Source organism: Lactococcus nasutitermitis, assembly GCF_018403765.1.
Taxonomy (GTDB): Bacteria; Bacillota; Bacilli; order Lactobacillales; family Streptococcaceae; genus Lactococcus; species Lactococcus nasutitermitis.
Genome location: NZ_BOVQ01000008.1, coordinates 81,519 through 96,789 on the forward strand (window position 1 = coordinate 81,519; position 15,271 = coordinate 96,789).

The window sequence follows — 15,271 nt, forward strand, 5'->3', positions numbered from 1 at the left end:
CTCCGTAAATATAGTTGACAGCTTAAATGCTTGCAAATAAAGCTTTTTTCATATGGTGTAAACTTATTTGTAAATCAAATTTACAGATAATAAGCATAAATCAAATCATCAACATAAGCTCCATTGATTAAAAATTCCTTGTGCAAAGCAGCTTCTTGTACAAAACCCAAATGCTCATACAGTTGAATAGCTGTGGGATTGCTTGAAAGAACGTTCATCGTAATCTTCAAAGCATTTTCAGCGCGCGCTTCAGAAAATAAAGCATGAATAAGTGCTGTCCCAACACCGTGGCTTCGGTATTTTTCCACAGTAACTAAGCCAAAAGTAAGCACGTGCTGACCAAATTCGGACGCGTGCCGTGGGCCATAATCCAAAAAACCAAGAATTTCGTCATTTTCTACAGCCAGCAAATAAGTTGTGCCTTTGAGGATTTTTTGCATGATAGACTCAGCACTACTGTTCATAAGATGTGGTGTGGCGTTGAGTGTCCAATTTAGATTTTCCAAGTTGGCAATTTCGGCAAAGTCGCGTGGTTCTATTTTTCTGATTTCCATAAATTCTCTTTCTTGAAAATGTAATGCTAGCTCTATTTTAACACTTTTTTATGGTAAAATTGAAGAAAGATTATAAAGGAGCAAAAAATGGCAAAACACGGCTTTTTAGACATTTTAGACGAAGAACTCGAAAAAAATTTTAATTATGATTATGAAATCAACTGGGACAAACGCAATTTTGCAGTAGAAATCAGCTTTTTACTGGAAGCGGAAAATGTACAGCATATTGCGCTGACAGATGCTGAAGGTGTTGAATCTGACGAAAATATCATTTATGAGGACAGTATTATTTTTTACAATCCTGTCAAAAGTCATTTTGATTCCGAAGATTATTTGACAGCTATTTCCTATCCTGAAAAAGGCTTGTCGCGTGAGTTTCTAGCCTATTTTACAGAATATTTACAAGAAACAGTTGACACCGGAATGGACGATTTGATAGATTTTTTGACAGACGACAGCGCCGAAGAATTTTCTATCAACTGGGACAATGAAAAGTTTTTGACAGAACTGTCAAAAATTTCAGAGACAGAATTTTTCAAATATCCGAGGTATTGAGTTGAAAATTGAGCGGATTTTTGACAGCTCAGAAAAATCACGACTGACGGCACAGATTTTACGCCAATTACCTGACTGGTTCGGTATTGAAGAGGCATTGACAGATTATATTTCTGCTGTTTCGGACAAAATGTTTTTCGCTGCCTTTGATGCTGAAAAGTGTTTAGGATTTTTTGCAGGAGAAATTCATTATGAACGAACAGGTGAGATTTATCTCTGCGGGATTTTGCCAGAATTTCATGGAAATGGCTTAGGGACAAAGCTTTATCAAAAACTAGAAAAAGCATTTTTCCAGCAAAATTGTGACACAGTTGTCGTGAAAACATTAGCAGTCAACGTCAAAATGAAAATTATGCCAAAACACGTCAGTTTTATAAAAAAATGGGCTTTACAGAAGTCCTTGATTTACCAGAACTTTGGGGTACAGAAAATCCCTGCTTGTTGATGGCAAAAAGAATAAAATAAGAAAAGAATAAATAAAAAATGAGTATATTAGAAGTAAAAAACCTCTCGCACGGTTTCGGTGACCGCGCGATTTTTGAAGATGTCAGTTTCCGCCTGCTCAAAGGCGAGCATATCGGATTTGTCGGCGCCAATGGCGAAGGTAAATCAACCTTCATGAGCATCATCACAGGAACGCTTGTGCCTGATGAAGGAAAGGTCACTTGGTCGAAAAAACACCGTGTCGGCTACATGGATCAGCACGCTGCGCTTGGAAAAGGGAAAACGACGCGCGAAGCACTGGCAGAAGCCTTTCAGTACCTTTTTGACATTGAAGCAGAAATCAACGATACTTACATGAAAATGGCAGAAATGTCAGAAGACGAGATGAATGCAGCCCTAGAAAATGTCGGTGAGCTTCAAGAAGAACTGGACAATGGCGATTTCTATCTGATTGATGCTAAAGTTGAAGAAACTGCGCGCGGACTTGGGTTGACAAACTTGCTTGATAAAGATGTCGCCGACCTTTCAGGCGGACAACGTACCAAAATCCTGCTCGGCAAACTTCTGCTGGAAAAGCCAGACATCTTACTCTTAGACGAGCCAACAAACTACTTGGACGAAGAACACATTTTCTGGTTAAAAAATTATCTGAAAAACTATGAAAATGCCTTTATTTTGATTTCCCACGATGTCGCCTTTATGGACGAAGTGGTCAATATCATCTATCATGTGCATGGTCTCGGAATTACACGTTATAGTATGGGCTACGCTGATTTTGAACGTGTTTTTGAAGAAAAAAAAGCACAGCTTGAAGCCTTGCATAATGCTCAAGTTGCCGAACAAGCCAAGCTCAAAGATTTCATTGCCCGTAAAAAAGCCAATGTTGCAACGTCTGGACAGGCAAAAGCCCGCGAGAAGAAACTTGCGAAAATGGAAATTATCGAAACGATTTCTGAAAAACCAAAACCACATTTTGATTTTCAATTTAGCCGAAAACCTAGCCGTCTCGTTTTTGAAGCAAAAGACTTAGTCATCGGATACAGCGAACCTTTATCCTCCAAAATCAATCTCAAAGTTGAATCTGGACAAAAAATTGCCTTTGTCGGCTCCAACGGTATCGGGAAATCAACTCTGTTGAAAAGTCTGATGGGCTTAATTCCCAGCCTTTCAGGAGAAGTGGAAAAAGGAAATTTCCAAGATATTGCTTATTATGAGCAAGAAATCAAAAATCCCTCACAAAAAACGGTATTGGACGATTTGTGGGACGAATATCCCGGATGGAATCAAGCAGAACTGCGTGGCGCACTAGCTCGCGTTGGTTTAACAGCAAAACAAATCGAATCTCGCGTTTACGTCCTTTCAGGTGGTGAACAAGCCAAACTCCGCTTTGCCAAACTGATGAATACCGAATCCAACATCCTCATCTTGGACGAACCAACCAATCATCTGGATGTTGATGCAAAAGATGAACTCAAGCGCGCCCTTAGTGACTATCCCGGCACGATTTTAATGGTTAGCCACGAACCTGAGTTTTACGAAGGACTTGTCAATGAAGTGATAAATTGTGAAGAATGGACGACGAGAGTGTTGTAAGGTGAGTGAACATCGTTTACCTTGGGAAAATCCACAGCAAAACTATAACATCACTCTAGCAAAACGTCGTTCGGAGCGCCGTTATCGAACTTTACAACTAGCAAAAACCTTGCGTGTGTTGTTGACAGATTTTAAAAGTCTCAAAGTCGAGAAGTTCAATGCAGAAATTGTCAATCAGATAGAACAACTCGAAAAGAACGCAGATTTCATAGATGAAGAAGAATTTTCAGCAGCGAAAAAATACGTCTCAAAAATGAAAAGAGAACTCGGCAAATGGAAACAAGCCTAAACGCAATCAAAGAAAGAATCTTATATAGCAAAGCATTTCAACTCGTTCGCCACCAAAAGAACATCAAAACGACCGCTTTTGAATCGCTTGGCGTTGATAACTCGGTCATTTCTCGATTTGAAAATGGTAAAACGCTGATGGGAATTGATAAGATTGATGCTTGCCTGCAGGAAATGCACACCAGTCTTCGAGAATACGAATATATGGTCAACGGTTTTGCTGAGGATACGCTTGAAGAAGCCTTTCATGAGCTGGAAAGTGCCTACTATGAAAATAATGAAACAAAAATCAGAAGTATTCAAAAAGAATATCGCAATGAGCGTTTAATCTATCTGAGTGCAAAAGCAATACTGGATGGATTGACAGAAGCTGAGCAAGAGATTATTTATGAAGACTACTCACAGATTGAAAGTTTAGGCTATGCAGAACTTTCGGCTTTTGCTCTCATCATTGAACACATGGCAACCGACATGATTATGGATATGATGGATAACTTCTGGGATAAAAACACCGCCTATTATAAAATCTTTTCTTACAGAAGAAAGTTACTGCAAGGCTCACATCGTGCAGCACTAGAGCTAAGTCGGCGAGGAGAGAAAAAATATGCAAAACTCGTTCTTGATGTCACAGCAGGGATTTTGCATGAACGAGATATTTTTTCAAAAACCATGCACCTTTTCAGCGTTGGTTACTATCTTTATCGTTTTGAAAATGTAGAAAAAGGCAAGAAAAAAATGAATTTTGCCCTCCAAGTCTTTGAAGAAGTAGAGAGTTACCGCTTGTTGGGCGCTTATCAACGCTTTTATAAAGAAACTGTCAAATAAAAATTCTGCAAATTTGCAGAATTTTTAAATACCCACTTTTTTGCGTGATATAATAAGACTATGGAATACAAAACACATAGAAAACTTGCAAGAATTCTATTGTCACAACATTGCTAGTATGAATAGAAGACTTCAAAATTTTATTCATACCTTTGTCAGGAAAAATCTGATTAGAAATTTTGGAGAAAATGTTATGAACACGAAAAAAGTCTTTATTGGAACACTTGCTTTATCAGCACTTTTTGTTGCAGGCGCATTTGCAACTTCCGCTCATGCTTTTGCGGATGACACAGCACCTACAACCCAAGATGTAGCACCAGTGATTGACACAAGTCAAAGTGGAGATACAACACTCTCTGTACCCGATAGTGCGGATAAAGTCATCAAAGATACGGATAATCAAGTAGAATATCAAGTCAATGATGCCGTGACAGTTGATAGTAGTTCGGGACCAGATTTAACCGCTCCTGTAACTGTTGATAGTCAGATTACTTCGGATGATGGAGATACGACGGAGGGAGTGACGAGTTATACAACAGATTTAAGTCAAGCGCAAGAAGTTGATAATACTAATACTGATAATCTAAATTTGGTAGATATTCCTTCTGTTATCATTGGCGACTTGTTTGGAACTAAAGCATTTGCTATTTCAAACAATAAATCAGATTGGGATTCGACTGGAGGGGTAAAATTTATACTAAAAATTTCGTGGACATCTTCTGGGGGATATGCAGTACTTACAGGAGTTTCAGGAGGATATACTAATTATGATATAAATCATGGTACATCAGTACAATCGTCGTTAGTTAATTTGGGAACAGATGGACAAATAAAAGGGACATCTGGAGGTTCACAACAAGTAGATGATGTAAAAGAGTATAGTAATTCATCATGGTCAATCACTCCAAAGTATAAAGCGGTGAAAGTTCCAGCAGCTGGGGCATTGGTGGGAGCGACTTACCATGCAACACTAACAAACGGTAAAAAATCATGGAATTTCTCGACAACGAATCGTGCATATTAGAATGGGGAGATTAAAATGAAAATTAAAAACATTAAATTTGGGCATTTGATTATTATGTTTATTATCTGGCTAGGAACAATGTTTCTACCTGCTACTGTCAATGAAAATAAGATAGGTATGACTTTTCGTATTGAAAAAAGTCGAGCCAATTTCTTTTATCTTATCTTCTATCAATTTCCTGTTTACTCAGTGTCAATTATCGTGCTTTTGTTGATAACGTTACTCTTTCTTGCTAAAAAAGTGAAGTTAGCTTCTTATTTTGCTTTTAGTTCATTTATGATTTATATTTTTACTTTTTTGATTATTATTCCATTTTCTTTCTTCTTAAAAGATGCTACGACGAGTAAAGAACTCCTTTGGAATATATACGTTTTTGAATGGTACCATGGAATAAACTATTGGATTGTGTTTGTTATTGGTTTGATTTTCATGTTGCTATTGTTCCTTTATAGCTACTCTGAGAAAAAGTCATTGTAAAGTGGTTAGGTAAAATATTCTAGTTTCAGAAATAGTGAATATTGTGTGGAAGAATCTGATAATCGTGAGAAGAGTGGATATACTAATATTTATTGTAATGGTACATCTAGGATGACCACAGGAAGCTCTAAAGGTTCCCATATAAATTGTTCGTGGTTCAATGGTATTGGGATGCCAGAAGAATTTCACACTAACTTAGTGTTAGAGCAGTAATAGGAGAGAGTGATGACAAAAAGAAAGGTTGTCTTGACTTCTATCATTCTAGTTCTTTTAATTTTCTTGACAGTGCCTATTCCAAGGAGCTTGGGCTTTTCTTCAAAAAGTCTTCCTGTGACAAATGGGGGAACACTGACTTTTCGGGGGGAAAGGTATCACTTCGTGACATATACGGTTAATCTGAAGCGTGGTTCCACGAAATGGTCAATCGGTTATCAAAATGTAGCATGGTCTAAAGGTAATATGTTAATTAATTAAGGAGGTTCACTATGAAAAAATATTTTGAAGAGATATTATTTTAATTCACTATTAGCAATGATAAAAATAGTAGCACTAAATGATGTACAAATTATAGTAAAAGTGGCAGAAAATTTGCCTACTGATAAGCACAGTAAAACTCTAATTTCCATTATGGGAAAACTGAGTGGACGTTCGATTGAATACTGTACTATTGAGGAAAAGTCTAAAAAAATTATTACCCCCGATTTAATGAGAATCGCTGTAAAGAGAGGATTTTATTCTGAATTTCAGGAAGATGACTCGATATTATTTTATATTTATAAAAATTACCAAAAAATTTTTGAAAGAAATTTGGAAGAAATAGACTTTTCAGAAATAAGTGTACTCATAGAAAATGAAAAAGATGAATACTTGAAATACCTTTTAATCAAACTAATTGTAAACGTTGCAATTAGAAGACGAGATATACAAATCACTGAATAATATCAACAAGAGTTAGAGGAGTTGGAGAGAGATGATTATGAAATCTGGAATAGTGTTAGTTTTAAACTTTTAATTTTTGAAGGAAAGAATGTAGCATTAGACTATCTCAAAAGACGATTAAATTTAGACGAGTTTATTTCAGAAACTCAAAATAACTATTTTGAATCACTGGTTTTTAAAAATTATGCTTCCCTTTTATCAAAATCAGATGGTCAAAAAAAGATAATTATGGAAAATTGCTTGGCACAAACACCACAAGACTTAAATTTATGGAAAGATTATTTTTCATTGTATCCAAATAAAAACAAATCTCAAGTATTATTTAAAAATGCTCTAAATTGGGGCTACTCAGAGTTAGGATTTTTTAAAGAGATAAAACTTTTAGAAGAAGAGCAAGACTTAATTTGTATGTTGGTGCTTTTATTGGATGATAATGGTAATAAGCTGTTAGCCACCAAGTTTTTAGAGCAGATAGAAAATGTGTCAATCAGAGATTTATTAAACCAATATATTATGCAGGACATTAAAATATGAAACAATTCTTTGTGCACCGAAAAATAGAAATCATAAAAGTTACTTTTTTTAGTATAATTCTAGCTGCTGCTATTGTTGGAAATTCAATCATACTAAGAATTGTCGTTAATGCGACTAAAGTGGATAATGTACAGAAGTATCTTTTTCTTTCTTTTGACGTCTTCATTTTTTTCTTAGTCGAGGCTTTGGTTTATTATCATCAGCAATCGTCAATTAAAATCCTGTCGTTACAACTGGGATATGATGTTCGAGAACAACTTGCTGTAAGAATTAGTAAACTCCCGCCATATTTGCTTGAAGAAAAAAAGAGTGAAAAATATCTTACTCTTCTCACAACGCAAAATGATTTACTCATTGATAGTTATTTTTATAAAATTTTTTGGGGAGGTTACCTGTTAATTCAGTTTATTTTTGCAGTGTTGGTTTCGTTTGCTGTCAATTTTTTACTATCAATTTTTGTGGTTTTACTTATTGTTCCGCAGTTGATTATTCCATTTATCGGAAAAATAAAATTAGAAAATAATAAAAATTTGGTTCTACAAAATAATGAGAATTATATGAAAGAAGGGCAAGAATTTTTAGAAGGCGAAAAAATTTGGAAAAATTTTGCACAAGAAAAACGATTTATAGCTAAATTTCATGATAGTAATTATAGATTACTCGAAAATCAAATACATGAAAAAAGGTTTAGTTACAAAATTATTACTTTAAATGATCTTTTTTCAAACCTCTTATATTTTGGAATTTGGGTAATTGGTGGCTATTTTATCATTATTGCCCATCTTACGATGGGGGAACTTGTGGCTTTCACGCAATTAGTCGTAGCAATTAGCTTCCCAATGTATTCTGCAACAAGTATCATCACAGATTTTCTTGGTGGTAGAAAAGTTGCACAAAAGTTTAAAAATGAGATTGAATTTAGTGAAAATGCAGAAGAAATCAAAAAAGCTTCTCAAGATATTGCGGCTTATCTTACAGACATCACTGTAAAATTTTCAAATAAAACTCTATTTGAACACTTTTCTTTTAAATTTGAAAAATCCAAGCGTTACCTGATTATTGGAGAAAGTGGACATGGGAAAACAACCCTTTTCAAGTTGATTTTTGATGAAATTAAAAATGAAAAAGGGAGTGTTGAAATTGGCACAAATATTGGCTATGTTCCTCAACAATCTTATGTTTTTCAAGGGACTTTGGAACAAAATATTACGTTATTTGCATCGGAGATTGATTTCGAAAAACTCTCACAGGCTATAAAAATTTCTGAGCTTACCATAAAAAGAGATGTTCAGGTTGGTAATAATACGCTTTCTGGCGGAGAGAAGCAGCGTTTGTCTCTTGCGCGTGCGCTTTATGCTGATTATGATTATCTTTTCATTGACGAACTTACCAGCAGCCTTGACCAGAATTCACGCCAAAAAATCGAAGAAAATTTATTAAATATAAAAGTAAATTTTGCTTATATCAGCCATCATTACAATCAAAAACTTTCAAGCAAATTTGATGAGATTATTGAGCTGTAAAGTTATTGAGGAAGATGAATTGAGCTGTATAAGGGAAGAAATAATGTGTAAAAAAGATAGGAGATAAAAATGAAAAAAACTACAAAATACATCATTGCTATATTTCTTTCCTTGCTTTATCTGCTCAGCCTTTTCCTGCCCAATCACGAGAATACTTGGGAGCTGAAAACGAACTTTTTTAATGGTTGGCAGATGATGGAGAAATATCCCAATGGCTCGATTATCTTTGCGCTGGGGCTGTTGTTTTGTTTGATTTCTCTTGTTTTCTTTCGGAAACTTGTTGTGCCTGCTTTTTGTGCTTTGCTTTCACTTTTTGTTCTCAAAACGTCGCTGGAGCTTGGTGGGATTGATTTGTTGATGACTTTTGGTGGAAAATCCGAGTATGGTTGGGGGATTTTAGTTGGCTTTCTATTGGGATTTTTGGCAATTACGGCTTGGATTGTCTGTTTTCAGAAAAAAGTTGAGTTGGATGAAAAAGCAGTAATAAGATGGCACTTGCCAGTAGCTGTTTCAGCGATTTATTTGCTTATCTTAGCGATTTTAGCTGTGAAAGAGAAGTTTAAAATTATTCCTTTTCTTGATTGGGTAGCGCTGCGAAATGGCGATATTGCTCCCTTTGTTTTTTGGCTTTTCTTGATTATCTTTTTGAGTGTGCTGTTTGTTTTGTCTGTGAAATTTTTCAGGAGATGGAGCTTTGCACTTTCGGTAATGTTGCTTTTGAGCTTTTTGCACAAATATTTGGATGATTTTTTAAGTCATTCGGCACAGCCGATTTCTTTCTGGCTGCTTGCTTTGCTAGGCACGGTTGCGATTTTACTGTGGGTGATTGCATTGGCAAAAACGGTGAAAATGAAAGAGAAGGTATAAGGAAAATTTTTTTGACAGTTCTGTCAAAATGTTTTTCTTGCTGACAAATGCTTGTTTTTACGGTAAAATTGTAAAAAAGGAGCATGAGATGAACAACTGGAATTCGATAACGGTAACAATTACTCGATTGGCTGAGGAGGCTGTTTCGGCTTTGCTGATTGAGCTGGGAGCTGGCGGTGTGGAAATTGCGGATAGTGCAGATTATTTGACGCACGTTGATGTGTTTGGCGATGAGATTTTGCCGGAAATCAAGCAATCTGAGCTGGTAGAGATTACCGCTTATTACCCTGAAAATTTGCCGATTGTTGAGTTGACAGCGGAAATTGAGCAGAAAATTAAGCGTTTGTCTGACTTTTTTGATTTGACAGGTCTGTCAATTTTGACAAATAATCTGTCAGAAACAAATTGGGCGGACGCTTGGAAAAAATACTTTGAACCGGCGCGCGTGACACATGATTTGACGATTGTACCGAGTTGGACAGAGGATTATCAAGCGCAGGCAACGGAAAAATTGATTAAACTTGACCCCGGTATGGCATTTGGCACGGGAACGCACCCTACAACGAAGATGAGTTTGTATGCGCTGGAGCAGATTTTGCGCGGTGGCGAGACGGTGATTGACGTTGGAACAGGTTCTGGCGTGCTTTCGATTGCGTCAAGTTTACTCAGTGCGGGCGAGATTTTTGCTTACGATATTGATGAAGTAGCGGTGCGCGTGGCGCAGGAAAATATTGACTTAAATGCAGATACAGAGCGAATTTATGTGGCGGCAAATAATCTTTTGGAAGGCATTGAGCAGTCAGCGGATGTGATTGTCGCAAATATTCTCGCTGATATCCTTGTTTTGATGACAGAGGATGCTTACAGACTTGTCAACGACGAGGGCTATCTGATAATGTCAGGGATTATCGCCGAAAAAGCTGACATGGTTATTGCAAGTGCTGAAAAAGCGGGATTTTTCCTTGAAACACGGATGATTCAAGGCGAATGGAATTGTGTGATTTTCAAGAAAACGGAAAATCGCTCAGGTGTGATTGGAGGTTAGAAGGTTTACAAAGACTGTAAATTTACTGTAAACCTAAAACGATATGGCAAATCAATATTTTATTTTCAGAAAAATGCCTGAGCTGGGCGAAGAATTTATCATCGAAGATAAAGCAGCAGCGCATCACATTTTCACCGTTATGCGTGCGGACTTTGGCGATGAATTGCGCTTGGTTTTTGCTGATGAAAAAGTTGCTTTGGCAGAAATTACAGATGTCAATCAGCACAAAGTGCGTCTTGTCAAACTTTTAGAAAATTTGACAGAACTGTCAGTAAAAGTAACGGTCGCGATGGGCTTTCCCAAAGGCGATAAACTGGATTTTATCACAGAAAAAGTCACAGAACTCGGCGCTTACGAAGTCTGGGCAGCGCCCTTCAAATGGTCGGTTGCCAAATGGGACAATAAAAAACTGTCAAAAAAACAAGAAAAGTTGTCAAAAATCGCTCTCGGAGCTGCTGAACAATCACGGCGTGCGCATATTCCACAGGTACAACTTTTTGAAAATTTATCAGCGCTGACCGAAAAATTCTCGGAATTTGACCAGATTTTGATTGCTTACGAAGAATCTGCAAAATCAGGAGAGCATTCAACTTTTTTGACAAGTCTGTCAAAAATGAAAACAGCTCAAAAACTACTGATTTTGTTTGGTCCAGAAGGTGGTATTGCCCCAGAAGAAATCGAAAAATTTGAGCAACTCGGTGCAAAGTCAATCGGACTTGGCCCACGGATTATGCGCGCAGAAACAGCGCCTCTTTACGCACTCTCGGCAATTTCCGCTTATTTTGAACTTTTTAAATAATTTCAAGGAACTGTAAACATTTGCAGTTCTTTTCTTTCAGAAACTTGCCGTCTTTTGGCAGCTCCCATATTTTATGGTAAAATAGACTAAATAAAAAAAGGAGGAAAGTTTAGCTCATTCAAAAAGAACTAAACAAAAAACTCATGCCTTCAGAACCTGTCCTAACTGGTGATCAAGTAGTAAAACTCACTGAAAATTATATGAATGAAAAAGATGTACTTCTCGTTAAAAAAGCGATGAAGTGCGCCTCAATCGCCCATGCAGAGCAATATCGTGCCTCTGGAGAAGCTTATATCGTCCACCCGACACAAGTTGCAGCCATTCTTGCCAAACTCAAACTTGATGCTGTAACGGTTGCCTGCGGCTTTTTACATGATGTCGTTGAAGATACTAAGTTTACACAAGATGATTTGATTGAACTTTTTGGTATGGAAATTGCCAATATTGTTGATGGTGTCACAAAACTTGGAAAAGTTGAGTACAAATCCCACGAGGAACAACTTGCGGAAAACCATCGTAAAATGCTCATGGCAATGAGTAAAGACATCCGTGTTATCCTTGTCAAACTTGCCGACCGCCTGCACAATATGCGAACGCTCAAGCATTTGCGCCCTGACAAACAAAAACGAATTTCACGTGAAACAATGGAAATTTATGCTCCCCTTGCTCATCGTTTAGGTATTGCTAGCATTAAATGGGAACTTGAAGACCTTTCTTTTCGGTACCTCAACAATGTCGAGTTCAATCGTATCAAAGGACTCATGGCAGAAAAACGTTCCTCTCGTGAAGCACTGGTCACAGAAGTCATTGACAAATTGACAGATCGTATTCATCAAGCAAATGTTGATGCTGAGATTTATGGCAGACCCAAACATATCTACTCTATTTATCGTAAAATGCACGATAAGAAGAAACGGTTTGATGAGATCTATGACTTGATTGCTATTCGCTGTATCACAGAGACAACAAGCGATGTTTACACCACTTTAGGCTATATTCACGACCTCTGGAAACCAATGCCAGGACGTTTTAAAGATTATATTGCCAATCCAAAGGCAAATGGTTACCAATCCATTCACACCACAGTTTACGGTCCTAAAGGACCAATGGAATTTCAAATTCGGACGCGCGCCATGCACCAAGTCGCTGAATATGGTGTCGCTGCACACTGGGCATACAAGCAAGGCATCAAATCAAAAGTTGATGTTCATGAAATTTCCGAAACGCTCAATTGGATTCATGAACTCGTAGAACTTCGTGAACAATCTGGCGACTCAGCAGAAGAATTTGTCAAGGCAGTTCAAGAAGATATCTTGTCAGATAAGATTTATGTTTTCACCCCGACAGGTACCGTGCAGGAACTTCCAGCAGGCTCAGGGCCGATTGATTTTGCCTATGCTATTCACACACAAGTCGGAGACCACGCAGTCGGCGCAAAAGTCAATGGTAGAATGCAACCCTTAACTTATGTTTTAAAAACAGGCGATCGTGTTGAAATCATTACCAATAAAACCAGTTTTGGCCCAAGTCGTGACTGGGTAAATCTTGTTAAAACCAACAAAGCACGCAACAAAATCAAACAATTTTTCAAAAATCAAGATAAAGAAATGTCCGTCAATAAAGGTCATGATATGCTACAAAGCGCTCTGGAAGAACTTGGTTTTGTACCTAATCAGTATCTTGACAAGAAACACATGGACGAACTTTTCAATAAGATGAGTTTCCGCAGTAGTGAAGCTCTCTACGCTGCGATTGGTTTTGGTGAAGTTTCCGCGATTTCTGTGGCAAATCGTCTGACCGAAAAAGAACGTCGTGCGCGTGAACGTGAGAAAAATAAAGCCTCCGAAGAAGAACTGCTGAATGGTGAAGTCAAGCGCGAAAGCAAAAATGTCATGAAAATTCGCCATGATGGAGGTGTCAGTGTTTCAGGGATTGACAGCTTGCTCGTGCGTATCGCAAAATGTTGTAATCCTGTACCAGGAGATGAGATTATTGGTTATATTACCAAAGGACGCGGTGTCTCCATTCACCGTGCCGACTGTCAAAACGTTCGTGGACAAGAAGATTTTGAACAACGACTTGTAGATGTCGAATGGGATGAAGATGAAAATATAACCAAAGAATACGTTGCAAACATTGATGTTTATGGCTTCAATCGTCCTGGTTTACTCAATGATGTTGTCCAAGTGTTGTCAAATTCCACGAAGAACCTGATTTCCATCAACGCCCAACCAACAAAAGATAAAAAAATGGCAAATATCCATATTGCTCTAGGAATTAGAAATCTATCAGAACTTACCTTTGTCGTCGATAAAATAAAAATGACACCAGATGTTTACAGTGTCAAACGTACAAATGGATAAAATAAAAAAACTTTACTTGAAAAAGTAAAGTTTTTTTGTTGTAAAAGAAAGTATATTAAAAGTGTAACAATAAAAACAAATGATTTACGAAAAAGTAGTGTTTAGATTGACTTAATATTTCGTAAGCGCTATAATAAGGATAATTAAAAATAAATGCTATACTACACAAAGTAAGCATTTTCTTTTGACAAGGTCAAAAGAAACACTCGGAGGACAAAAGAATGAAAAAAACAGCTCTTGGAATAAGCTGTGCAGCCGCTTTACTCATCGCAGGTGGTATCGCCACCACAAGTCACGCCTCAGCTGCAACAAGCGTTCCAGTTTATCGTTTATACAATGTAAATACAGGAGAGCATTTCTACACAGAAAGTCTTGCAGAAAAGAATGCCGATGTAAAAGCAGGCTGGAGCTACGAAGGAACAGGTTGGCAAGCACCAACAAAAGGCGCAGCCATTTATCGTGTCTATAATCCCAATGCCAATGGAGGCGACCATTACTACACAAAGAGTAAAGGAGAAGCCGCAGCGCTCGTAAAACTTGGATGGAAATGGGACAATGGTGGTAAAGCAGTTTTTTACTCAGGCGGCAAAGTCCCAACTTACGTTGCCTACAATCCTAACGCGCAATCAGGCGCGCACAACTATACTGTCAATAAAGCCGAACAAAACAATCTTTTAAGTCTTGGTTGGAAATATGGAGCCGTTGCTTGGTATGCAGAAGCTGCAGGAAAAACAGTAGCACCATCAGCCGTTCAGTCAGCACCAAGAAAAGTTGATATAAATGTTACTGGTGCAGGCGGAAATGAAGCTTCCAATCCTGGAAGTTATCGTTATCTTTATGCAAACAAATCATTTGTTGGCGCACCAAAAGGAACGCCAGAAATCAGTGTTTCTGCAAATGTAAAAATGCAGGGGACTGCAGATGGCTCAGAATTACAATTTGTACTTGCAGGAACGGACAATCCTGGAGGGCAGATTGGAATAGAACTTCACAATAATGCAAGTGGTGTCAATCAAATGCCTTATTGGAAAGCAGGAATCAATGTTGCTACGATTAATTTCCCTCAAAATGCTGGAACGACTGGGCAACAATTTTATTCAACAGCAACAAGCCTACCAACCATTGCACAAAGTCAGTCTGTACATATGCAAATCAAGTATTATTCTTCAGGTGTTATGCAAGCATACGTGAATGGAAGCTTAATTGGACAATATAGTACTCGTCTAACAGGTCAGTTGTTTGTGGTGCACGCAACAGCTACATCATCAAGTATAAGCATATCTAACCTGACTGTGTCAAAAAATGGCAAAACAGAAGGACCTTTGAACGGCACGAAGACAAGTGATGTGACTGGAGCTGGCGTTCTCTATTGATGAAATTTGAAAGTAAGATTGAATATCTTACTTTTTTTTATTCTAATGATAGAGGTTGACTAATCTGT

General features: G+C 37.5%; 17 protein-coding genes. 16 read left to right on the plus strand and 1 reads right to left on the minus strand.

Annotated elements, in window-relative coordinates; all coding sequences use genetic code 11:
- Window positions 1-80 precede the first annotated feature (80 nt).
- Entirely contained in the window at window positions 81-554 is a 474-nt protein-coding gene (locus KJS36_RS09315; protein ID WP_213536646.1) for a GNAT family N-acetyltransferase, read from the minus strand.
- An 87-nt stretch (window positions 555-641) separates the two neighbouring features.
- Here KJS36_RS09315 and KJS36_RS09320 point away from each other — a divergent pair, with 87 nt between their 5' ends.
- From KJS36_RS09320 to KJS36_RS10850, 16 genes are all read left to right on the plus strand, one after another.
- Window positions 642-1,109, plus strand: coding sequence for a DUF3013 family protein (locus KJS36_RS09320; RefSeq protein WP_213536647.1), 468 nt, complete (start codon window positions 642-644; stop codon window positions 1,107-1,109).
- 1 nt (window position 1,110) lies between these two features.
- Window positions 1,111-1,554 (plus strand): GNAT family N-acetyltransferase, encoded by a 444-nt coding sequence (locus KJS36_RS09325; RefSeq protein WP_213536648.1) that lies wholly within the window; start codon window positions 1,111-1,113, stop codon window positions 1,552-1,554.
- Between the two features lie 38 nt (window positions 1,555-1,592).
- Window positions 1,593-3,146: an ABC-F family ATP-binding cassette domain-containing protein gene (locus KJS36_RS09330; RefSeq protein ID WP_213536649.1), complete on the plus strand. Its 1,554-nt coding sequence runs from the start codon at window positions 1,593-1,595 to the stop codon at window positions 3,144-3,146.
- Between the two features lies 1 nt (window position 3,147).
- Window positions 3,148-3,435 carry a hypothetical protein gene (locus KJS36_RS09335; protein WP_213536650.1) on the plus strand — a complete coding sequence of 96 codons (288 nt, stop codon included), beginning with the start codon at window positions 3,148-3,150 and terminating at the stop codon, window positions 3,433-3,435.
- Complete coding sequence (locus tag KJS36_RS09340) at window positions 3,420-4,259, plus strand: Rgg/GadR/MutR family transcriptional regulator (RefSeq protein ID WP_213536651.1); 840 nt, start codon at window positions 3,420-3,422, stop codon at window positions 4,257-4,259. Before KJS36_RS09335 ends, KJS36_RS09340 begins: the two co-directional genes overlap by 16 nt.
- Before the next feature lie 193 nt (window positions 4,260-4,452).
- Window positions 4,453-5,283: a hypothetical protein gene (locus KJS36_RS09345; protein ID WP_213536652.1), complete on the plus strand. Its 831-nt coding sequence runs from the start codon at window positions 4,453-4,455 to the stop codon at window positions 5,281-5,283.
- A gap of 15 nt (window positions 5,284-5,298) precedes the next feature.
- A complete protein-coding gene (locus tag KJS36_RS09350) occupies window positions 5,299-5,760 on the plus strand; it encodes a hypothetical protein (RefSeq protein ID WP_213536653.1) in 462 nt (153 codons plus the stop codon).
- 225 nt (window positions 5,761-5,985) lie between these two features.
- On the plus strand, window positions 5,986-6,234 hold the full coding sequence (locus KJS36_RS09355; protein ID WP_213536654.1) for a hypothetical protein: 249 nt from the start codon (window positions 5,986-5,988) through the stop codon (window positions 6,232-6,234).
- A 57-nt stretch (window positions 6,235-6,291) separates the two neighbouring features.
- Window positions 6,292-6,699: a hypothetical protein gene (locus tag KJS36_RS09360; protein WP_213536655.1), complete on the plus strand. Its 408-nt coding sequence runs from the start codon at window positions 6,292-6,294 to the stop codon at window positions 6,697-6,699.
- 21 nt (window positions 6,700-6,720) lie between these two features.
- Window positions 6,721-7,233 carry a hypothetical protein gene (locus KJS36_RS09365; RefSeq protein ID WP_213536656.1) on the plus strand — a complete coding sequence of 171 codons (513 nt, stop codon included), beginning with the start codon at window positions 6,721-6,723 and terminating at the stop codon, window positions 7,231-7,233.
- Entirely contained in the window at window positions 7,230-8,756 is a 1,527-nt protein-coding gene (locus KJS36_RS09370; protein ID WP_213536657.1) for an ATP-binding cassette domain-containing protein, read from the plus strand. Before KJS36_RS09365 ends, KJS36_RS09370 begins: the two co-directional genes overlap by 4 nt.
- 69 nt (window positions 8,757-8,825) lie before the next feature.
- On the plus strand, window positions 8,826-9,623 hold the full coding sequence (locus KJS36_RS09375; protein WP_213536658.1) for a glycosyltransferase family protein: 798 nt from the start codon (window positions 8,826-8,828) through the stop codon (window positions 9,621-9,623).
- An 88-nt stretch (window positions 9,624-9,711) separates the two neighbouring features.
- Window positions 9,712-10,668, plus strand: a complete 957-nt coding sequence (gene prmA / locus KJS36_RS09380; RefSeq protein WP_213536659.1) for a 50S ribosomal protein L11 methyltransferase — start codon at window positions 9,712-9,714, stop codon at window positions 10,666-10,668.
- 43 nt (window positions 10,669-10,711) lie between these two features.
- Window positions 10,712-11,467: a 16S rRNA (uracil(1498)-N(3))-methyltransferase gene (locus KJS36_RS09385; RefSeq protein WP_213536660.1), complete on the plus strand. Its 756-nt coding sequence runs from the start codon at window positions 10,712-10,714 to the stop codon at window positions 11,465-11,467.
- Between the two features lie 143 nt (window positions 11,468-11,610).
- The gene (locus tag KJS36_RS09390; protein WP_213536661.1) at window positions 11,611-13,830 is read left to right on the plus strand and encodes a RelA/SpoT family protein; all 2,220 of its coding nucleotides are present in this window, start codon (window positions 11,611-11,613) and stop codon (window positions 13,828-13,830) included.
- 221 nt (window positions 13,831-14,051) lie between these two features.
- Window positions 14,052-15,203 (plus strand): hypothetical protein, encoded by a 1,152-nt coding sequence (locus KJS36_RS10850; protein WP_244842891.1) that lies wholly within the window; start codon window positions 14,052-14,054, stop codon window positions 15,201-15,203.
- Window positions 15,204-15,271: the final 68 nt, after the last annotated feature.